This window comes from Mycobacterium kyogaense, from assembly GCF_003254575.1.
Lineage (GTDB): Bacteria > Actinomycetota > Actinomycetes > Mycobacteriales > Mycobacteriaceae > Mycobacterium > Mycobacterium kyogaense.
In genome coordinates, this window is record NZ_QJUA01000012.1 from 88,806 (window position 1) to 109,704 (window position 20,899).

General features: G+C 68.7%; 18 protein-coding genes and 1 pseudogene. 14 read left to right on the forward strand and 5 right to left on the reverse strand.

The window, feature by feature from the left end:
- Positions 1 to 2: 2 nt before the first annotated feature.
- The 4 genes from scpA (at position 3) to DMB80_RS11370 (ending at position 5,992) form a co-directional block, all read left to right on the forward strand.
- Positions 3 to 2,264 (forward strand): methylmalonyl-CoA mutase, encoded by a 2,262-nt coding sequence (gene scpA / locus DMB80_RS11355; protein ID WP_111509937.1) that lies wholly within the window; start codon positions 3 to 5, stop codon positions 2,262 to 2,264.
- Positions 2,265 to 3,257, forward strand: a complete 993-nt coding sequence (gene meaB, locus DMB80_RS11360) for a methylmalonyl Co-A mutase-associated GTPase MeaB (RefSeq protein WP_111509938.1) — start codon at positions 2,265 to 2,267, stop codon at positions 3,255 to 3,257.
- 54 nt (positions 3,258 to 3,311) lie between these two features.
- Positions 3,312 to 4,580, forward strand: a complete 1,269-nt coding sequence (gene lipL, locus DMB80_RS11365; protein ID WP_111509939.1) for an esterase/beta-lactamase LipL — start codon at positions 3,312 to 3,314, stop codon at positions 4,578 to 4,580.
- Positions 4,581 to 4,840: 260 nt separating this feature from the next.
- The gene (locus tag DMB80_RS11370) at positions 4,841 to 5,992 is read left to right on the forward strand and encodes an MEDS domain-containing protein (protein WP_111509940.1); all 1,152 of its coding nucleotides are present in this window, start codon (positions 4,841 to 4,843) and stop codon (positions 5,990 to 5,992) included.
- Here DMB80_RS11370 and DMB80_RS11375 read toward each other — a convergent pair.
- Both DMB80_RS11375 and DMB80_RS11380 read right to left on the reverse strand, forming a co-directional pair.
- The gene (locus DMB80_RS11375; protein ID WP_111509941.1) at positions 5,973 to 6,707 is read right to left on the reverse strand and encodes a hypothetical protein; all 735 of its coding nucleotides are present in this window, start codon (positions 6,705 to 6,707) and stop codon (positions 5,973 to 5,975) included. The genes DMB80_RS11370 and DMB80_RS11375 overlap by 20 nt on opposite strands.
- Positions 6,708 to 6,721: 14 nt before the next feature.
- Positions 6,722 to 7,093, reverse strand: coding sequence for an XRE family transcriptional regulator (locus tag DMB80_RS11380; RefSeq protein ID WP_111509942.1), 372 nt, complete (start codon positions 7,091 to 7,093; stop codon positions 6,722 to 6,724).
- 136 nt (positions 7,094 to 7,229) lie between these two features.
- Here DMB80_RS11380 and DMB80_RS11385 point away from each other — a divergent pair, with 136 nt between their 5' ends.
- Both DMB80_RS11385 and ileS read left to right on the forward strand, forming a co-directional pair.
- Positions 7,230 to 7,829 carry a hypothetical protein gene (locus DMB80_RS11385; RefSeq protein WP_111509943.1) on the forward strand — a complete coding sequence of 200 codons (600 nt, stop codon included), beginning with the start codon at positions 7,230 to 7,232 and terminating at the stop codon, positions 7,827 to 7,829.
- Between the two features lie 190 nt (positions 7,830 to 8,019).
- Complete coding sequence (ileS, locus tag DMB80_RS11390) at positions 8,020 to 11,166, forward strand: isoleucine--tRNA ligase (protein WP_420812166.1); 3,147 nt, start codon at positions 8,020 to 8,022, stop codon at positions 11,164 to 11,166.
- 3 nt (positions 11,167 to 11,169) lie between these two features.
- Here ileS and DMB80_RS11395 read toward each other — a convergent pair whose 3' ends face one another.
- Positions 11,170 to 11,385, reverse strand: a complete 216-nt coding sequence (locus DMB80_RS11395) for an RNA-binding S4 domain-containing protein (RefSeq protein WP_111509945.1) — start codon at positions 11,383 to 11,385, stop codon at positions 11,170 to 11,172.
- Between the two features lie 23 nt (positions 11,386 to 11,408).
- On the opposite strand from DMB80_RS11395, the gene DMB80_RS11400 reads away from it, so the two are divergent.
- Positions 11,409 to 12,806 (forward strand): DNA polymerase IV, encoded by a 1,398-nt coding sequence (locus DMB80_RS11400; protein ID WP_111509946.1) that lies wholly within the window; start codon positions 11,409 to 11,411, stop codon positions 12,804 to 12,806.
- Here DMB80_RS11400 and DMB80_RS11405 read toward each other — a convergent pair.
- On the reverse strand, positions 12,771 to 13,679 hold the full coding sequence (locus tag DMB80_RS11405) for an asparaginase (RefSeq protein WP_111509947.1): 909 nt from the start codon (positions 13,677 to 13,679) through the stop codon (positions 12,771 to 12,773). The two genes, DMB80_RS11400 and DMB80_RS11405, sit on opposite strands and share 36 nt — an antisense overlap.
- Before the next feature lie 42 nt (positions 13,680 to 13,721).
- Between DMB80_RS11405 and lspA the strand changes: the two genes are divergently transcribed.
- The 7 genes and pseudogenes from lspA to DMB80_RS28920 all read left to right on the forward strand — a co-directional run.
- Positions 13,722 to 14,303: a signal peptidase II gene (lspA, locus tag DMB80_RS11410; protein ID WP_111509976.1), complete on the forward strand. Its 582-nt coding sequence runs from the start codon at positions 13,722 to 13,724 to the stop codon at positions 14,301 to 14,303.
- A complete protein-coding gene (locus DMB80_RS11415; RefSeq protein ID WP_111509948.1) occupies positions 14,300 to 15,229 on the forward strand; it encodes an RluA family pseudouridine synthase in 930 nt (309 codons plus the stop codon). The genes lspA and DMB80_RS11415 overlap by 4 nt, the downstream gene beginning before the upstream one ends.
- Positions 15,226 to 16,116: an EamA family transporter RarD gene (rarD, locus tag DMB80_RS11420; RefSeq protein ID WP_111509949.1), complete on the forward strand. Its 891-nt coding sequence runs from the start codon at positions 15,226 to 15,228 to the stop codon at positions 16,114 to 16,116. Before DMB80_RS11415 ends, rarD begins: the two co-directional genes overlap by 4 nt.
- Positions 16,117 to 16,168: 52 nt before the next feature.
- The gene (locus DMB80_RS28545) at positions 16,169 to 16,522 is read left to right on the forward strand and encodes a TetR/AcrR family transcriptional regulator (protein ID WP_240431128.1); all 354 of its coding nucleotides are present in this window, start codon (positions 16,169 to 16,171) and stop codon (positions 16,520 to 16,522) included.
- Complete coding sequence (locus tag DMB80_RS28550) at positions 16,519 to 16,773, forward strand: hypothetical protein (RefSeq protein WP_240431129.1); 255 nt, start codon at positions 16,519 to 16,521, stop codon at positions 16,771 to 16,773. The genes DMB80_RS28545 and DMB80_RS28550 overlap by 4 nt, the downstream gene beginning before the upstream one ends.
- A 92-nt stretch (positions 16,774 to 16,865) precedes the next feature.
- Positions 16,866 to 20,402: a DNA polymerase III subunit alpha gene (gene dnaE, locus DMB80_RS11430; RefSeq protein ID WP_111509950.1), complete on the forward strand. Its 3,537-nt coding sequence runs from the start codon at positions 16,866 to 16,868 to the stop codon at positions 20,400 to 20,402.
- Positions 20,387 to 20,608 (forward strand): annotated as a pseudogene (locus DMB80_RS28920) (hypothetical protein); the annotation flags it as partial. The gene dnaE and the pseudogene DMB80_RS28920, both read left to right, overlap by 16 nt.
- A 13-nt stretch (positions 20,609 to 20,621) precedes the next feature.
- Here DMB80_RS28920 and DMB80_RS11440 read toward each other — a convergent pair.
- A complete protein-coding gene (locus DMB80_RS11440) occupies positions 20,622 to 20,852 on the reverse strand; it encodes a hypothetical protein (protein ID WP_111509977.1) in 231 nt (76 codons plus the stop codon).
- Positions 20,853 to 20,899 lie beyond the last annotated feature (47 nt).

Below are 20,899 nucleotides of genomic sequence, written 5' to 3' on the forward strand. Positions count from 1 at the left end.
AGGTGACCGCTACTGAACCCCGCAACACGGCCATCGAGAGTTTCGCCGACGTCCCGTTGCGTGCCGACGCCGACGTCGCCGCGCCGACCCCCGAGCAGGTCACGGAGACGACCGTCGCGGCGGCAGAGGCGCACGGCTACACGGCCGACCAGCTGGACTGGGTCACCCCCGAGGGCATCGACGTCAAACCCGTCTACATCGGCGCCGACCGCGACGACGCCGTCGCCGCCGGGTACCCGCTGGGCAGCCTGCCCGGACTGCCGCCGTTCGTGCGGGGGCCCTATCCGACGATGTACGTCAACCAGCCGTGGACCATCCGTCAGTACGCCGGGTTCTCCACGGCCGCCGAATCCAACGCGTTCTACCGCCGCAACCTCGCCGCCGGTCAGAAGGGCCTGTCGGTGGCCTTCGACCTGGCCACCCACCGCGGGTACGACTCCGATCACCCCCGGGTGGCCGGTGACGTCGGAATGGCCGGTGTGGCCATCGATTCGATCCTGGACATGCGCCAGCTCTTCGACGGCATCGACCTGGGCTCGGTGTCGGTGTCGATGACGATGAACGGCGCGGTGCTACCGATCCTGGCGCTGTACGTGGTGGCCGCCGAGGAGCAGGGTGTGCCGCCGGAGAAGCTCGCCGGGACCATCCAGAACGACATCCTCAAAGAGTTCATGGTCCGCAACACCTACATCTATCCGCCGAAGCCCTCGATGCGGATCATCTCCGACATCTTCGGCTACACCAGCGTGAAAATGCCCAAGTTCAACAGCATTTCGATCTCGGGCTATCACATCCAGGAAGCGGGGGCCACCGCCGACCTCGAGCTGGCGTACACGCTGGCCGACGGCGTCGAGTACATCAAGGCCGGCCTCGACGCCGGGCTGGACATCGACTCCTTCGCACCACGGTTGTCCTTCTTCTGGGGCATCGGGATGAACTTCTTCATGGAGGTCGCCAAGCTGCGTGCCGGGCGCCTGCTGTGGAGTGAGCTGGTCGCCGAGTTCGGCGCCGAGAACGCGAAATCGCTGTCCCTGCGCACCCATTCGCAGACATCCGGTTGGTCACTGACCGCGCAGGACCCGTTCAACAACGTCGCCCGCACGTGCGTCGAGGCGATGGCGGCGACCCAGGGCCACACGCAGTCGCTGCACACCAACGCCCTCGACGAGGCGCTCGCTCTGCCCACCGACTTCTCGGCGCGCATCGCCCGCAACACCCAGCTGCTGCTGGCTCAGGAGTCGGGCACCACCCGGCCCATCGATCCGTGGGGCGGCTCCTACTACGTGGAGTGGCTCACCCACCAGCTCGCGGAGAAGGCGCGCGAGCACATTCGCGAGGTCGCCGAGCACGGCGGCATGGCGCAGGCGATCAACGAGGGCATTCCGAAGCTGCGCATCGAGGAGGCCGCCGCGCGTACCCAGGCGCGCATCGACTCCGGCCAGCAGACGGTGATCGGAGTGAATCGCTATCAGGTCGACGAGGACCACGAGATCGAGGTCCTCAAGGTCGAGAACAGCAGGGTGCGCGCCGAGCAGATCGCCAAACTGGAGCAGCTGCGTGGCGAACGCGACAACGCCGCCACCCAGGCCGCCCTCGACGAATTGTGCCGTGCCGCAGCGGCTTCCGGTCGGGCCGGAGAAGACGGGCTGGGCAACAACCTGATGGCGCTGGCGATCGCCGCCGCGCGCGCCAAGGCGACGGTCGGAGAGATCTCCGACGCACTGGAAAAGGTGTACGGCAGGCACCAGGCCGAGATCCGGACGATCGCCGGGGTGTACCGGGACGAGGTGGGTATGGCCAGCAATGTCAGCAGCGCCACCGAGCTGGTGGCCAAATTCGCCGAGGCCGACGGCCGCCGGCCCCGCATCCTGGTCGCGAAGATGGGCCAGGACGGTCATGACCGCGGGCAGAAGGTGATCGCGACGGCGTTCGCCGACATCGGCTTCGACGTCGACGTCGGTTCGCTGTTCTCCACGCCGGACGAGGTGGCGCGTCAGGCCGCCGACAACGACGTACACGTGGTCGGGGTGTCGTCGCTGGCGGCGGGACACCTGACGCTGGTGCCCGCGTTGCGTGACGCGCTGGCCGAGGTCGGCCGGCCCGACATCATGATCGTGGTCGGCGGTGTCATCCCACCGGGCGATTTCGATGAGCTCTACGCCGCCGGCGCCACCGCGATCTTCCCGCCGGGCACCGTGATCGCCGACGCCGCGATCGGTCTGCTGACCAAGCTCGGCGAGCGCCTCGGCTACGCGCTGAGCTAGATGACCTCTCCCGACGAACTCGCTGCCGCGTTGCGCGGCGGCGACCGCTCGGCGCTGGCCCGCGCGATCACCCTGGTCGAGTCGACGCGCGCCGATCACCGCCAACGAGCCCAGGAGCTGCTGCTCGAGCTGATGCCCGAAGCGGGCAGCGCCCTGCACGTCGGCATCACCGGGGTGCCCGGGGTGGGCAAGTCGACGACCATCGAGGCGCTCGGCATGTATCTGATCGAGCAGGGGCACCGCGTCGCGGTGCTGGCCGTCGACCCGTCGTCGACACGCACGGGCGGCTCGATCCTCGGCGACAAGACCCGGATGGCGCGGCTGGCTGTGCACCCGGACGCCTACATCCGCCCGTCGCCGACGTCGGGAACGCTCGGTGGCGTCGCCAAGGCGACCCGGGAGACGATCGTGCTGCTGGAGGCCGCCGGCTACGACGTGATCTTGGTCGAGACCGTCGGAGTCGGACAGTCCGAAGTGACCGTCGCCAACATGGTGGACACGTTCGTGTTCCTGACGTTGGCACGGACCGGGGATTCGCTGCAGGGCATCAAGAAGGGCGTTCTGGAACTCGCCGACGTCGTCGTGGTGAACAAGGCGGACGGCGAACACGCGGTCGAGGCGAAGGCTGCCGCACGTGAGTTGGCCGGGGCGATCCGTTTGCTCTACCCCCGGGAAACCCTCTGGCGCCCACCCGTTCTCACGATGAGCGCGCTGGAGGGCACGGGTCTGCAGGAGATGTGGGCGACGGTGCTGCGACACCGCGACGTGCTGACCGAGGCGGGGGAGTTCGAGGCGCGGCGGCGCTCTCAACAGGTCGAATGGACGTGGTCGATGGTGCGCGACGCGGTACTGGAACGGGTGCTGTCGCATCCGGGCGTTCGCGAGATGCGCGCGGAGGTGGAGCGCGCGGTGCGCGACGGGGAGCTGACGCCGGCCCTTGCTGCCCAACAGATCCTGGACGCCTCGGACAGTCCGGCAAAATCTTTAGACTAACGAATCGGTAACTCCGCACCGCTTTGCCGAGCCGAGGCGTATGTTCGTTCCATTGTGACGGGCGTCAATTCCGACGAGCGCGACGGCGCGCTTCCCCACGGGGTGCAGGGAGCTGCAGACCCCGCTTTCTCATGGGCTGTCCGGGCTTTCAAGCAGATGTTCCCGCACCGCCGATTCGGCGGCGGCGCCCTGGCGGTGTACCTCAACGGTGAGCCCGTCGTCGACGTCTGGACCGGCTGGGCAGACCGTAGGGGGCGGCGGCACTGGAATGCCGACACCGCGCCCATGGTGTTCTCGGCGACCAAGGGCGTGGCCGCCACGGTCATCCACCGACTCGCGGACCGCGGCCTCATCGACTACGACGCGCCGGTGTCGGAGTACTGGCGGGAGTTCGGCGCCAACGGCAAGGCGAAGATCACGGTGCGCGACGCGATGCGGCATCGGGCAGGGTTGTCGCATCTCAACGGTGCCGCAGGCACCGACCTGATGGACCACTTCGTGATGGAGGAGCGGCTCGCCGCAGCGCCCGCGAGCTGGTTGATCGGCCGCCCGGCCTATCACGCGTTCACGTTCGGCTGGCTGCTGTCGGGGCTGGCCCGGTCGGTGACGGGCATCGGGATGCGCGAGCTGATCCGCAGCGAGGTGGCGGCACCGCTGAACACCGACGGGCTGCACCTCGGGCGTCCGCCGGTGCACGCCCCGACGCAGCCGGCTCGCATCATCGGTCCGCAGAGCAAACTCCAGAACCCGTTGTTCAACCTGGTCGCGCCGCACCTGGCCGCCCTGCCGATCTCGGCGGGCTTCGGCGCGATGTACTTCCCCGGCGTCAAGGCGTTCGTGCAGGGCGACACCCCGCTGCTCGACGGCGAGATCCCGGCGGCCAACGGCGTCGCCACCGCCCGGGCCTTGGCGCGGATGTACGGCGCGATCGCCAACGAGGGGCGCATCGACGGCACGCAGTTCCTGTCGCGCGAGACGGCCGCGGCGTTGGTGGGCAGGCGCAGCCTGCGCCCCGATCACAGCCTGATCATGCCGTTGTCGTTCCACCTGGGTTATCACGGACTGCCGCTCTTCGGCATCCTGCCCGGGTTCGGGCACGTCGGTCTCGGCGGCTCGCTGGGGTGGGCGGACCCGGAGCGCGGGTTGGCCTTCGGCTTCGTCCACAACCGGCTGCTGACCCCGTTCGTGGTCAGCGACCAGGCCGGGTTCGTCACCACGGCGGCACTGATCCGGCGTGGTGCGGCGGTGGCCCGGAGCCGCGGTTACCGGCCGGTGCCGGATTTCGGGGCGCCCTTCTCCGACGTCACCGCCACAGCTGTGTGAGTCGGCCCGGGGTGGCGACTCGGGTCAGTGCTGTTTGCTGAACACTGCAATCGCGGTCCACGTCGTCGCCAGGCGGCAGAGCGGAAGCGACTATTCCTCGTCCGGCGCCCGCGCCATGGTATCGCTGTTTTCGCTGAGTGGATAGGGGACAGGCGGGCGCGACCGTCAATTTTGACGTCAGCGTCGCGATTTGCCCAATCGTGCCGCGACATATCTGTGGCTGCATACTGTCTGAGGGTGGGGCGGACGGGGGTGAGGCAATGACCAGCCGGCTTCACGGCGTCGTCGGGTCGGCGGCCGGCCTGACGCCGTTCGGGCACCTCGGCTGGGGGTACCGCGACCGCCGCGAATTCCACCGCCGCGCCGCGGAGTACCTCACCGACGGGGTGCGGCAGGGCCAGTTCGTGGTGTTCGTCGGCGGCGGGAGCTCCCGCTCGCTGACCGCGGAACTGACCGCGGTGCGTAAGACCATGAGTGCAGACGTCGCCGACGCGCCCGTGACCGTCATCCCTGCGGAACAGTTCTACAGCTTCGTTCCCGGGACCGGCGTGGTCGACCCCGAGGCGTCGGTAGCCGAGCGGGTGGCCGCGACCGAACGGGCCGTCGCCGACGGTCACAGCGGCTTCCGCGCGGTGGTGGACGCCACCCCGGTCGCGCGCACTGAAGCCCAGCGTCGGGCGTTCGCGCGTTTCGAGATTCTCGTCGATCAGCAGATGGCGCGCTTCCCCGTGTCTGCGCTGTGCGCCTATGACATGGCCGAACTCGACGGCGCGGCCGACCTCATCTGCTTGCATCCGTTCGTGAGCCACAGCGGGGGCGCCTACCGGGTTTTCGCCGCCCCGGACGCCGACGTGGCGGTCGCCGGTGTGGTGGACGCCGAGCACGCCACCGCCGTCGTCGACGCGGTGAACACGGCGTTCTCGCCGGCCGGCAGTGAGTCGGTGACCGTGGACGCCGGCGGCGCGGATCACCTCGCCGCCGAGTGCGTGTTGCGTCTGGACCGCGCCGCTCGGCGCGACGGCCGGTCGATCACCCTTCTGGTCCGTGCGTCAGCGGTCGAAGCCATCGACGGCCGCTTGTCCCATGTGCGTATCGAGCCGCCGGTCGTGCCGGCTCCCGACCCCGTGCTGATCGCAGAACTGCAGGCCAAGGTGAGCCAGCTGCACAACCGGTTGGCCAGCCAGCCCGCCATCGAGCAGTGCAAAGGGATGCTCATGTCGGCCTTCGGGCTGACCGCCGAGGACGCGTTCGAACTACTGAAGTCGTTGTCGCAGAACGGCAATCTGAAGCTGCGCGAGGTCGCTCGCGCCATCGTCGATGAATGGCGTATCGACGGGCCGCGCCCCGACTACGACAGGACGACCGAGTTCCTGCTGCGTGCCCGCGACGCTGTCAGGTACCAGCGCGGGTGAACCACTTGGTGCGCAGCCGCCACGAATGCGCGGAGGTCAGCGCGAAGCCGGCGCCACACGCACACGCGAACACCCACACCAGCGTGGTGCCCTGCACGGTCTGCAGGGTGGGGATCAGCGCGGTCACGACCCGCACCACGCACGCGATGATCCCCATCGCGGACGCGAACAGGTAGATGTTGGCGACGTGTCGGGAGCGGGGATCGGTGCGCAGGATCAGTAGCGCCCGCGAACCGTACATGAGCAGGTAGATCAGCATCCCGCACAGCAGCAGCCAGTAGAGGTTCAGCCACAGGTCGGTGGGCACATCGAAGAAGTCGGGGCGGTAGAGCGCCGCGCCGTTGCCCATCCAGAACGCGGCCAGCAGCAGCGGGATGCACAGCGTCGCCGGCCGCTCGACGAACTGCTTGAAACGCTGGTGCATCGCGTGGTCGGATTCCAGCCGGCCGAGGGTGTTGTAGACGACTGCCGATGCCGCCACGATGTAGGCATCGTGGCCGATGTAGTCCTCGAGGTTCCACTTGCCCGTCAGTGAATAGAGCCAGTGGCCCACGGTCTCGGAGGCCCACGGCGACATCAGCAACACGGCGACGCCCTGCAGGGCGATGTTGAGTGTGGCGGCGACCTCCCAGCGCGAGGACCAGGTGACACGCCGGATCCACAAGCTCCACGCGATGCACAGCAGCGTGATCGCGATGAGAGTTGCAATGGCCATCGGGGGTCTGTCTCTTACAGGGGCGGGGCGTCGAGGCGGGGCGTCAGCTCGGACAGGCGGGGCCTGCGCTGGGTCCCTGACGTCACGGTGGCCGCCGGCGTCTGTCGGGTCGCCACCGAGGCGCGGGCGGACTCGACGTAGGTGAACACTTCCTGGCGGGTCATCAGACCGAACTGGATCTGGAGATCGGGATAGCTGAGGTCGAAGCGATCGGCGACTCGGCGGAGCTCTTCGGCGTTCGGGTAGTCGGCCTCTTTGATCCGCCGGTAGTACGTGCTGCTGGACGTGCCGAGTGCGTCGTAGATGTCTTTGGCGTCGATCTCCCCGTCGAGCAGGTAGTCGAGCAACGCCTTGAGCTGTCTGCCGTTCTCGTCGGTCCTGGGCACCTGAACACTGTAAACCGCGGACGGCCGCCGGGGCAGCCCTCAGGGCAAACAGGTCAGAGTTTCCTTAATTGACACGGCCGTCACAGTTTTGGGAGCAGTCTCCCAATTCTGGGACATCCGCGCTACGGTTAGCTGCATGGTCGCTCCCTTCCTGCCCGACGAGGTCAAGCACGCCGTGGTCGCCGCAGCGCCGATAGCGCTGGACATCTTCGACCGGGCCCCGGCGGGGTCGGCACCGCCGCAGTTCGTGTCGTGCGCAAGCACCCCGTCGAGCGAACTCGCCGCGGAGCTCGAGTACGCAGCGGAGTGGCTCGGTGTGCGGAGCGAGGAGATCCTGCTCGCCGCCCTCGGTCGTGCGTTCGGCCGCACCCGGGGCGACGGTGCTGTCGCCGTCACCGTCCGTAGCGCGGCAGTGGCGCCCGCGCACCCGGTCACGCTGCTGTGCGCGGCCGGCCGGCCGATGGGTCCCAGTGAGATGCTGCAGGGAGCGCACAACGCGTTGCTGCCCGACGCGGACCACCCCCACTCGCCCGCCGACATCACGCTGGCGGTGGACACCGCTGCCGGCGCGCCGGAGACTCCGCTCCAGGTGCACGTGCGCCGCACCGCCGACGGGCTGACCGTCGACTGGACCTACGACGCGGCTCGGCTGGACGGCTACTCGGTCGAGGAGATGGCCGAGCAGTTCGGCCTCGCGCTGATCGAGATCACCTCCGACGCCGGCGCACCGCTGTAGCCGTCCCCGTTAGACTGGCGGGCACTGGCGTCGATCCGGCCATCACCGGGGAGCCTTCGGAAGAACGGCGTACGTAGCGCCTACTAGACCCGAACGGGTGGGCCCGTCACAGCCCGCGAACGAGCGGCGCACCCCAGGTGCGCAAGCGGGGTGGTACCGCGGCGCTCGCGCACCGCGCGACGTCGTCCCCGTGCCTGATGGTTGGCACAGGAGACAGACGGTGAGCGCGTACCCCAAGCCGGCGAGTGGATCGCCCGACTTCCCGAGTGTGGAACTCGAGGTCCTCGACTACTGGGACCGTGACGACACGTTCCGGGCGAGCATCGCCAACCGCGACGGGGCGCCCGAGTACGTGTTCTACGACGGGCCTCCGTTCGCCAACGGTCTGCCGCACTACGGACATCTGCTCACCGGCTACGTCAAGGACATCGTGCCGCGCTACCGCACGATGCGCGGATACAAGGTCGAGCGGCGTTTCGGCTGGGACACCCACGGGTTGCCCGCCGAACTCGAGGTCCAGCGCCAGCTCGGGATCAGCAGCAAGGCGCAGATCGACGAGCTCGGCATCGAGAAGTTCAACGAAGCATGCCGGGAGTCGGTGCTCAAATACACCGGGGAGTGGCGCAGCTACGTCACCCGGCAGGCCCGGTGGGTGGACTTCGACAACGACTACAAGACCCTCGATCTGGGCTTCATGGAGTCGGTGCTGTGGGCGTTCAAACAGCTGTGGGACAAGGGGCTGGCCTATGAGGGCTACCGCGTGCTGCCGTACTGCTGGAACGACGAGACCCCCCTGTCCAGCCACGAACTGCGCATGGACGACGACGTCTACCAGAGCAGGCAGGACCCGGCGCTGACCGTCGGCTTCCGCATCACCGGCGGGCCGGTGGCCGAGCTGGCGGGCGCCCACCTGCTCATCTGGACGACGACGCCGTGGACTCTGCCGTCGAATCAGGCCGTCGCCGTGAACCCCGAGGTGACCTACGTCGTCGTCGAGAACGACGGGCGGCGCTACGTGATCGCCGAGGCCCGGTTGGGCGCCTACGCCCGCGAGCTCGGGGACGAGCCCGCCGTTCTCGCCACCTACACCGGCCGTGATCTGCTCGACGTGACCTACACGCCGCCGTTCCCGTATTTCATGGACTCGCTTAACGCGTTTCGGGTGCTGCCCGCCGACTTCGTCAGCACCGAGGACGGCACCGGTCTGGTGCACATGTCGCCTGCCTACGGCGAGGACGACATGACCACCGCAGCCGCCGGCGGGATCGTGGCCGTCACCCCCGTCGACGCGCGCGGCCGCTTCGACGCGACCGTGCCCGACTACCAGGGGCAGCACGTCTTCGAGGCGAACCCGCACATCATCCGCGACCTCAAGAACGGCACCGGCCCGGCGGCAGCCAACGGCGCGGTGTTGCTGCGTCACGACACCTACGAACACTCCTATCCGCACTGCTGGCGCTGCCGTAATCCGCTGATCTACCGCGCGGTGTCGTCGTGGTTCATCAAGGTGACCGAGATCCGCGACCGGATGGTCGAGCTGAACCAAGAGATCACCTGGTATCCCGAGCACGTCAAGGATGGTCAGTTCGGCAAGTGGCTGGCCGGGGCGCGCGACTGGTCGATCTCGCGGAATCGCTACTGGGGCAGCCCGATCCCGGTGTGGAAGTCCGACGATCCGGCCTATCCGCGCGTCGACGTCTACGGCAGCCTCGACGACCTCGAACGCGACTTCGGGGTGCGCCCGGACAACCTGCACCGGCCCTACATCGACGAATTGACCCGGCCCAATCCCGACGATCCGACGGGCCGCTCCACGATGCGCCGCATCGAGGACGTCTTCGACGTGTGGTTCGACTCCGGCTCGATGCCGTTCGGTCAGGTGCACTACCCGTTCGAGAATCAGGACTGGTTCGAGTCGCACTTCCCCGGGGATTTCATCGTCGAGTACATCGGCCAGACCCGTGGCTGGTTCTACACGCTGCACGTGTTGGCCACCGCGCTGTTCGATCGGCCCGCGTTCCGCACCTGCGTCAGCCACGGCATCGTGCTGGGCAACGACGGGCAGAAGATGAGCAAGTCGCTGCGCAACTATCCCGATGTCACCGAGGTCTTCGACCGGGACGGGTCCGACGCGATGCGCTGGTTCCTGATGGCGTCGCCGATCCTGCGCGGCGGCAACCTGGTGGTCACCGAGCAGGGCATTCGCGAAGGGGTGCGCCAGGTTCTGCTGCCGCTGTGGAACGCGTACTCGTTCCTGGCGCTCTATGCCCCGCAGAAGGGGACGTGGCGCACCGACTCGACCCACGTGCTGGACCGCTACATCCTGGCCAAGCTGGCGGTGCTGCGCGACGAGCTGACGGCCTCGCTGGACGTCTGCGACATCTCGGTGGCGTGCGACCAGCTCCGGCAGTTCACCGAGGCGCTGACGAATTGGTATGTGCGACGGTCACGTTCGCGGTTCTGGGAGGAGGACCGCGATGCCATCGACACGCTGCACACCGTGCTCGAGGTGACGTGCCGGCTGGCCGCGCCGCTGCTGCCCCTGGCCGCCGAGCGGATCTGGCGCGACCTCACCGGTGAGCGCTCGGTGCATCTGACCGACTGGCCGGAGGAGGGTTGCCTGCCCGCCGACGCACGACTGGTCGCCGACATGGACCTCGTGCGCGAAGTCGCCTCGGTGGGTTCGTCACTGCGCAAGGCCAAGAAGCTGCGGGTGCGGCTGCCGCTGACGAAACTCGTTGTCGCCGTGAATGATCCGCAGAGGCTGGCACCCTACCGGGAGCTGCTCGCCGACGAGCTCAACGTCAAGGCGGTGGAGCTGACCGACGACATCGCCGCGCACGGACGCTTCGAGTTGGCCGTCAACGCACGCGCCGCCGGTCCCCGCATCGGGAAGGACGTCCAGGCGGCGATCAAGGCCGTCAAGGCGGGGGAAGGGGTGCTCAATCCGGACGGCACGCTGACCGCCGGGCCCGCGGTCCTGTTGCCCGAGGAGTTCACCTCGAAGCTGGTCGCGGCGGACCCGGAGTGGACCGCCGCGCTGCCCGACGGTGCCGGCCTGGTCGTGCTCGACGGGACGCTCACCCCGGAGCTGGAGGCCGAAGGCTGGGCCAAGGACCGCATCCGCGAGCTCCAGGAACTGCGTAAGACCTCAGGCCTCGACGTCTCCGATCGGATCCGGGTCGTGATGTCCGTGCCCGCCGACAAAGAGCAGTGGGCGCGTGCGCACGCCGAGCTGATCGCCGGTGAGATCCTCGCGACGGACTTCGCATTCGGGGAGCCCGTGGACGGGGCCGAGATCGGCGACGGCGTACGGGTCAGCCTCGCGAAGGTCTGATCGTCAGCCGACTCTCGCGCTCTGCCCGCCGAAGGTGACCACGTCGCCTGCGCGCAGCTGACGGCCGCGGCGCGTCTCGACGGCGTCGTTGACCGACACCAGGCCGTCGGCGATCACGCCCTTGGCGTCGGCGCCGGTGTCGATCAGGTTGGCCAGCTTCAGGAACTGGCCGAGGCGGATCGTCTCGTCGCGGATCGGTACGTCGTGCACGTCGCCCACGCTAGCCGCCTACAGTCAGCGGTGTGGGCGCGCGATGGGTCCTGCACCTGGACATGGACGCGTTCTTCGCGTCCGTGGAACAGCTGACGCGACCCACGCTGCGCGGCCGGCCCGTGCTGGTCGGCGGCCTCGGCGGCCGCGGGGTGGTGGCCGGGGCCAGCTACGAGGCGCGCCGGTTCGGGGCGCGGTCGGCGATGCCGATGCATCAGGCTCGCCGGCTGGTGGGCGCGGGCGCGGTGGTGTTGCCGCCCCGCGGCGTGGTCTATGGACTGGCCAGCCGCCGTGTCTTCCAGACGGTGCGGTCCACAGTGCCTGTCCTCGAACAGCTTTCGTACGACGAGGCGTTCGGGGAGCCGATCGAGCTCGCGGGTGCGAGCGCCGCCGAGGTCGAGGCGTTCTGCCAGCGGCTGCGGGCCGACGTGCGCGCGACGACGGGTCTGGTGGCCTCGGTGGGCGCCGGGTCGGGCAAGCAGATCGCCAAGATCGCGTCGGGCCTCGCCAAGCCCGACGGTGTCCGGGTGGTGGACCGCGACGAGGAGGTGGCGCTGCTCGCGAGTCTGCCCGTGCGCCGGTTGTGGGGGATAGGTCCGGTGGCCGAGGACAGACTGCACCGGCTGGGTGTCGAGACCATCGGCGCGCTGGCGGCGCTCACCGAGGCGGAGGTGGCCGACATCCTGGGCGCCACGATCGGGCCGGCGCTGCACCGGCTGGCCCGCGGCGTGGACGACCGGCCGGTCGCCGAGAACGCGCCGGCCAAGCAGATCAGCGCCGAGTCGACGTTCGCCGAGGACCTGATCACGCTGGCGCAGCTGCGCGAGGCGATCGGACCGATCGGCGACCACGCACACCGTCGGCTGGAGAAGGACGGCCGCGGCGCCCGCACGATCACGGTCAAGCTCAGGCGTTCCGACATGAGCGTCCTCACCCGGTCGGCCACGCTGCCCTACGCGACCACCGAGGCCGCGACGCTGATCGGCACCGCGCGCAAACTGCTGCTCGATCCGGTGGAGATCGGGCCCGTTCGCCTTGTGGGCGTGGGCTTCTCGGGACTGACCGAGGTCCGTCAGGAGCCGCTGTTCGCCGATACGGAGCTGACGACCCTGTCCTCGGCGGCCCAGGCCCCCGAGATGGGCGTGCCGGACACGCGGACCGACGTCGCGGCGACCGCGCCGGGCTGGCGGATCGGAGACGACGTGTCGCACACCGAACACGGCCACGGCTGGGTGCAGGGCGCCGGGCACGGCGTGATGACGGTCCGCTTCGAGACCCGGGCACACGGACCCGGCATCGCTCGCACGTTCCGCGGCGACGACCCCGGACTGTCGCGAGCCAATCCCGTGGACAGCCTGGACTGGCCGGAGTTCGTGGAACAGCTCGGCGCCGAGTCAGCCCCAGCGGGCGAAGACGTCGGCGACCGGTGAGCCGGCAGCCAGCGCCGCCATCAGAAGCACGCGGGCCTGCGGTGGACGCAGCGTCGGCGCCAGCACCGCCCCGGCGCTGACCAGGTCACGGCCCGGGCCGTAGCCGGCATTGACGCGGCCGCCGGGCACCCGCGTCGACACCGCCACCATCACTCCTGCTGCGCAGTGCCGCCACACGCCGTCGATCAGGGCTGCGCCCACGTTGCCGGCGCCCAGCGCCTCGATCACCACACCGCGGGCCCCCGCTGCCACGTACGCGTCGAGCGCGGTGCTGTCCGCGCCGGGGTAGGCGGCCACGATGTCGACCCTCGGCGCGTCGGCGGCGCGCAACGCCCCCAGGCGGGGACGCGTGCCGGGCTCGCGCCCTGCGAAGCTCTGGTCGCTGTCGGTGCTGACCTTGGTCAGGCCGAGTGCCGCGAACACCTCACCGGCGAAGGCCACCACGACACCGGCGCCGCGCATCGCCGGATCGGCCGCGACGGCCAGCGCCTGGCGCAGGTTGGCCGGCCCGTCGGCGTCCGGGTCGTCGGCGCTGCGCTGAGCGCCGGTCACGACGACGGGGGCCGCGCCGGAGTAGGTGAGCGCGAGCCACAGCGCGGTCTCTTCCAGCGAGTCGGTGCCGTGGGTGACAACGACACCGTCGGCACCTTCGCGGTCTGCGTCGGCCACTGCGGCCCCGATGACGTCCCAGTCGGCGGGCACCAGTTGAGAGCTGTCCTTGCGCATCGCTTCGACGACCTCCACAACGACACCGGCGTCGACACCGAGACCGGTCGTCAGCTCGGTGCCGGAGCGGGTGGGGCGTTTGACACCGTCGGCATCGGCACTGGTGGAGATGGTGCCGCCGGTGGCGATCAGGACGAGGCGGGCCATGGCTGGATTCTTCCCCATCGCAGCTTTGCGATGATGGACGGCGTGACTGACGAATCCTCCGAGCCGGCCGGACCGGCGACCGGCGATGCCGCGGACCCACCGCCGGCCGACGCGACCCCGCGTCGGCGCCTGCGGCTGCTCCTGGGGGTGGCCGCGGTGGTGCTGGTCGTCGACGTCGTCACCAAGATCTTCGCGGTCGAGCTGCTGACGCCCGGCCAGCCGGTCTCGATCATCGGCGACACCGTGACGTGGACGCTGGTCCGCAACTCCGGCGCGGCGTTCTCGATGGCGACCGGCTACACCTGGGTGCTGACCCTGGTGGCCATCGGCGTGGTGATCGGCATCATCTGGATGGGGCGCCGTCTCGTCTCGCCGTGGTGGGCGCTCGGGTTGGGCATGATCCTGGGCGGCGCCATGGGCAACCTGGTGGACCGGTTCTTCCGTTCGCCCGGTCCGCTGCGCGGGCACGTCGTCGACTTCCTGTCGATCGGGTGGTGGCCCGTCTTCAACGTCGCCGACCCATCGGTGGTGGGCGGGGCGATCCTCCTGGTGGCGCTGTCGCTGTTCGGGTTCGACTTCGATACGACCGGCCGCCGGCGCGCCGGCGGTGACGGCGCGCAGTGACCACACGGTCGATGCCGGTGCCCGAGGGCCTGGCAGGGATGCGGGTCGACGCGGGCATCGCGCGTCTGCTGGGGCTGTCGCGGACGGCGGCCGCGGCGCTGGCCGAAGAGGGTGGCGTCGAGCTCGACGGCGCGCGGGCGGGCAAGTCCGACAAGCTCACCGCGGGCGCGTGGCTCGAGGTGCGGCTGCCCGAGGCGCCCGCACCCGTCGAGAACGTGCCCGAGGACATCGAGGGCATGACGATCCTGTACTCCGACGACGACATCGTCGCCGTCGACAAGCCCCCGGGGGTGGCCGCACACGCCACCGTCGGCTGGCACGGCCCGACGGTGCTCGGCGGACTGGCCGCCGCGGGATTCCGGATCAGCACCTCGGGCATCCACGAACGCCAGGGCATCGTGCATCGCCTCGACGTCGGGACCTCCGGGGTCATGGTCGTCGCGCTGTCCGAACGCGCCTACACGGTGCTCAAGCGGGCCTTCAAACAGCGCACCGTCGACAAGCGCTACCACGCGCTGGTGCAGGGTCACCCCGATCCGTCCAGCGGCACGATCGACGCCCCGATCGGGCGGCACCGCGGCCACGACTGGAAGTTCGCGGTCGTCGAGGGCGGCCGCAACAGCGTCACCCACTACGACACGCTCGAGGCTCACCAGGCCGCCAGCCTGCTCGACGTCCACCTCGAGACGGGTCGCACCCATCAGATCCGGGTGCATTTCTCCGCTCTGCACCACCCGTGCTGCGGGGATCTGACCTACGGCGCCGATCCGACGCTGGCCGCGCGGCTGGGGTTGACCCGGCAGTGGCTGCATGCGCGCTCGTTGGCCTTCGCCCATCCCGCCGATGGCCGGCAGGTCGAGATCACCAGTCCGTATCCGGCGGATCTGCAACACGCACTGGACGTCCTGCGCGGTCCCGGCCGGTGAGATCGGGCCTGCTGTTCGGCGTCGGCGCCTATGGCATGTGGGGTGTGTTCCCCGCGTTCTTCCCGCTACTGAAGCCCGCCGGCGCGGTGGAGGTGCTCGCGCACCGCATCATCTGGAGCTTCCTTCTGATGGTGATCGTGGTCGCCGCCGTGCGCCGACTGGGCGATCTGCGCGAGATCACCGGCCGGGTGTGGCTGCTCCTGACGGCCGCGGCGGCGCTGATCTCGATGAACTGGCTGATCTACGTCTACGCGGTCAACAACGGGCACGTGGTCGATGCCGCGCTCGGCTATTTCATCAACCCGCTGGTGTCGATCGCGCTGGGAATGCTCATTTTCCGGGAACGGCTGAACCGCTGGCAGATCGCGGCGCTGACGGTCGCGGTGGTCGCGGTCGTGGTGTTGACCGTCGAGGTCGGATCGCCACCGCTGATCGGGCTGGGGCTGGCGCTGTCGTTCGGCCTCTACGGCGCGGTGAAGAAGCTGGTGCCGACCGATCCCCGCGTCAGCGTCGGCGTGGAGGCAGGTCTGGCCACGCCGTTCGCGCTCGCCTACGTGGGGGTGCTGACACTTTCCGGCCACGCGACGTTCGGCAATCACGGTGCCTCCCACGTGTGGTTGATGGTGCTGTCGGGCCTGCTGACCGCGCTGCCGCTGTTGCTGTTCGCCGCCGCCGCGCAGCGGTTGCCGATGGTGACGTTGGGGCTGCTGTTCTATCTGACGCCGGCGATGCAGCTGTCCTGGGGCGTGCTCGTCGGCCACGAACCGATGCCGCCGGCGCGTTGGGTGGGCTTCGCGTTGATCTGGGTGGCGCTGGCCGTCTTCACAGTCGACGCGGTGCGGCGTGCCCGCGCCGACCGGCGTGCCGTGCAGCCGTCCAGAACCTAGTTTTGCCCGTTTGCTGATTGACCCGTTGGCAGCAATGCCCTAGCGTTTGCTCGTGGACTGCGCGACGGGCACCCGAGGCCGCGGCCGCCCCGTGGGAGCGGATTCCGAGCGGACCCGGCAGACGATCCTGCGGGCCGCCCGCGACGTCATCGCCCTGAGCGGCTATCCCGCGGCGACGTTTCAGCAGATGGCGCTGCGAGCCGGCGTCAGCCGGCCCACGTTGCACTACTACTTCGACACTCGCGAACAGGTCTACGAGGCGCTGGCGCAGGCGGTTCATGCGCAGATCGCCCGCTACATCGCGGAGGCGCGGGAGTTCCCGGAACCGCGCGCTCAGCTCGTCGCGTTCACCGAAGCCGTCGCACGTCTGTGCCGCGAGGACCCGGTGCGCTGCGGTTTCTGGTGACCATGCAGGTCGAACAGCGTCGAGGTGTGCACTGCAACGCGACGGCAGAGTCGGCCATCGCGGCGATTCACGGGTTCTACGACACCCTGGCCGACACCCGGGGCCTGGCGGACCTTCTGGCGTCGGTGTTCTGGGGTATCGCGTTCCACGCCGGATTCGTGGCGTCCGACAGTGACGGCTCTATGGTTGCCAGGCAACTGCTCAACGTCTTCGACGAGAAATTGCTGACATCGCGCAGCGGCGCGGGCTGACGGTCACTTCGAAACCTCCTCGAGACACGCGCGGGGACACGCCAGGAGACACGCCGGGAGGTGTCGGTGTGCGGCCATAGACTGGCCTGCCTATGAGCGGGTCATTCGTGCATCTCCACAACCACACCGAGTACTCGATGCTGGACGGCGCCGCGAAGGTCAAGCCGATGCTCGCCGAGGCGCAGCGCCTCGAGATGCCCGCCATCGGCATGACCGACCACGGAAACATGTTCGGCGCCAGCGAGTTCTACAACGCGGCCACCGATGTCGGCATCAAGCCGATCATCGGCATCGAGGCCTACATCGCGCCCGCATCGCGCTTCGACACCAAGCGCGTGCTCTGGGGTGATCCCAGCCAGAAGAGCGACGACGTCTCCGGTAGCGGCTCCTACACGCACATGACGATGGTCGCCGAGAACGCGACGGGTCTGCGCAACCTGTTCACGCTGTCGTCGCTGGCCTCGTTCGAAGGTCAGCTCGGCAAGTGGTCGCGCATGGACGCCGAGATCATCGCCGAACACTCCGAAGGCATCATCGCCACCACGGGCTGCCCGTCGGGTGAGGTGCAGACGCGACTGCGGCTGGGCCACACCCAGGAGGCGATCGAGGCCGCGGCCAAGTGGCAGGAGATCTTCGGCAAGGAGAACTTCTTCCTCGAGCTGATGGACCACGGTCTGGACATCGAGCGCCGCGTCCGCGAGGGCCTGCTGGAGGTGGGCAGAAAGCTCAACATCCGGCCGCTGGCGACCAACGACTGCCACTACGTCACGCGCGACGCCTCCCAGAACCACGAGGCGCTGCTCTGCATCCAGACCGGTAAGACCCTGTCGGATCCCACGCGGTTCAAGTTCGACGGTGACGGCTACTACCTGAAGTCCGCGGCCGAGATGCGGGCGCTGTGGGACGACCAGGTGCCCGGCGCCTGCGATTCGACCCTCTTGATCGCCGAGCGGGTGCAGCCCTACACCGAGGTGTGGGCGCCCAAGGATCGGATGCCGATCTTCCCCGTCCCCGAGGGGCACGACCAGGGGTCCTGGCTCACGCACGAGGTGATGACCGGCCTGGCGGAGCGCCGGTTCGCGGGCGCGCCGGTTCCGCAGGAGTACATCGACCGCGCCGAGTACGAGATCAAGGTCATCTGCGACAAGGGTTTCCCGGCGTACTTCCTCATCGTCGCCGACCTCATCAACTACGCCCGGTCCGTGGGCATCCGCGTCGGCCCGGGCCGCGGTTCGGCCGCGGGTTCGCTGGTGGCCTACGCCATGGGGATCACGAACATCGATCCCATTCCGCACGGCCTGCTGTTCGAACGGTTCCTGAACCCGGAACGCCCGTCGGCCCCCGATATCGACATCGACTTCGACGACCGCCGCCGCGGCGAGATGCTGCGCTACGCGGCGAACAAGTGGGGCAGCGACCGGGTTGCCCAGGTCATCACCTTCGGCACGATCAAAACCAAAGCAGCGCTCAAGGATTCGGCGCGTGTGCACTACGGGCAGCCCGGTTTCGCGATCGCCGATCGGATCACCAAGGCGCTGCCGCCGCCGATCATGGCCAAGGACATCCCGGTCTCGGGTATCACCGATCCGACCCACGAGCGGTACAAGGAGGCCGCCGAGGTTCGCGCGCTGATCGACACCGATCCCGACGTCCGGACCATCTACGAGACGGCGCGCGGCCTGGAGGGCCTGGTCCGCAACGCCGGTGTCCACGCGTGCGCGGTGATCATGAGCTCCGAGCCGTTGATGGAGGCGATCCCGCTGTGGAAGCGCCCGCAGGACGGTGCGGTGATCACCGGCTGGGACTACCCGTCGTGCGAGGCCATCGGCCTGCTGAAGATGGACTTCCTCGGGCTGCGGAACCTGACGATCATCGGCGACTGCATCGAGAACATCAAGGCCAATCGCGGCGAAGACGTCGACCTCGAATCACTCGCGCTCGACGATCCACTGGCCTATGAACTGCTGGGCCGCGGTGACACGCTCGGGGTGTTCCAGCTCGACGGCGGCCCGATGCGTGACCTGCTGCGCCGTATGCAGCCCACCGAGTTCAACGACATCGTGGCCGTGCTCGCGCTCTACCGGCCCGGCCCGATGGGCATGAACGCCCACAACGATTACGCCGACCGCAAGAACGGGCGCCAGGCGATCAAGCCGATCCACCCGGAGCTCGAGGAGCCGCTCAAGGAGATCCTGGCCGAGACGTACGGCCTGATCGTCTACCAAGAGCAGATCATGTTCATCGCGCAGAAGGTCGCCGGCTACTCGATGGGCAAAGCCGATGCGCTGCGTAAGGCCATGGGCAAGAAGAAGCTGGAAGTCCTCGAAGCCGAGTACAAGGGCTTCCTGGAGGGGATGACGGCCAACGGGTTCTCCGCCGCCGCGGTGAAAGCGTTGTGGGACACCATTCTTCCGTTCGCCGGCTATGCGTTCAACAAGTCGCATGCCGCCGGCTACGGGCTGGTGTCGTACTGGACGGCCTACCTCAAGGCGAACTATCCCGCGGAGTACATGGCCGGTCTGCTCACCTCCGTCGGCGACGACAAGGACAAGGCCGCGGTCTACCTGGCCGACTGCCGACGCCTCGGCATCACGGTGCTGCCGCCCGATGTCAACGAGTCGGTGCAGAACTTCGCCTCGGTGGGCAGCGACATCCGCTTCGGTCTCGGCGCGGTGCGCAACGTGGGCGCCAATGTCGTTGCCTCCCTGGTCAACACGCGCTCCGAAAAGGGTAAGTACGCCGACTTCTCGGACTACCTCAACAAGATCGACATCACCGCCTGCAACAAGAAGGTGACGGAGTCTCTGATCAAGGCCGGGGCCTTCGATTCGCTGGGGCATCCGCGCAAGGGTCTGTTCCTCGTGCACACCGACGCGGTGGACTCGGTGCTCGGTACCAAGAAGGCCGAGGCCATGGGGCAGTTCGACCTGTTCGGCGGCGGTGACTCCGAGACGGAGTCGGTGTTCACGATCAAGGTGCCCGAGGAGGAGTGGGAGGACAAGCACAAGCTGGCGCTGGAGCGCGAGATGCTGGGCCTCTACGTGTCCGGGCATCCGCTGAACGGGATCGCGCATCTGCTGGCCGCGCAGGTCGACACCCAGATCCCGGCGATCTTGGAAGGCGACATCGCCAACGACACCCAGGTCCGCGTCGGCGGCATCCTGGCGTCGGTCAACCGCCGGGTGAACAAGAACGGTCTGCCGTGGGCGTCGGCGCAGATCGAAGACCTCTCCGGCGGTATCGAGGTGTTGTTCTTCCCGCAGACGTACTCGATGTTCGGCGCCGAGATCGCCGACGACGTCGTGGTGCTGATCGGCGCCAAGGTGGCCAAGCGCGACGACCGGATCTCGTTGATCGCCAACGAGCTGATCGTCCCGGACTTCTCCAGCGCACAGGCCAACCGGCCGGTTGCGGTGAGCCTGCCGACGCGACAGTGCACCGTCGACAAGGTCAGTGCCCTCAAGCAGGTCCTCGCGCGCCATCCCGGTACCGCCCAGGTGCATCTGCGGCTCATCAGTGGTGAGCGCATCACCACGCTGGAACTCGACCAATCCCTGCGCGTGACACCGTCATCCGCGCTGATGGGCGACCTCAAGGAGTTGCTCGGACCGGGCTGCCTCGGCGGGTGACCGCGCCGGGGCTGGGCGCCTGGCGGTTCGTCACGACGTTCGGGGTCGTCAGCCTGCTCGCCGATGTCGTCTACGAGGGTGCGCGGTCGATCACGGTCCCGCTGCCGGCCTCGCGCGGGGGGTTTCTGTACGAGAGGTCGGTGCCACTGCTCATCGGTGTGGTGGTTGCCATCCAGGGGCTTGCACTGGTGGCTCTGCCGCTCGTGCGGCGTCAGGCGGTCAGCTCTTCGAGGGGTTCAGCAGACCCGCGGTGAGCCACACGACGGCCGCGGCACCGGCTCCGCTGAGCACGGCCGCTGCGGCCGTCGACGTCATCACGGCCACTCCGGCGAAGACGATCAGCCCGACCAGCAGCGCGACCACCTTGTAGGTGGGCCACAACACGCCGGCGATCGAGACCGAGCCGGCGGGGCGGCTCACTGCATTGCCGAATTCCTGCGCGGTGGTCATGTGCTCCACGATAACCCGTAGATGAGTTTTCGGCTAGCCGAAACCCT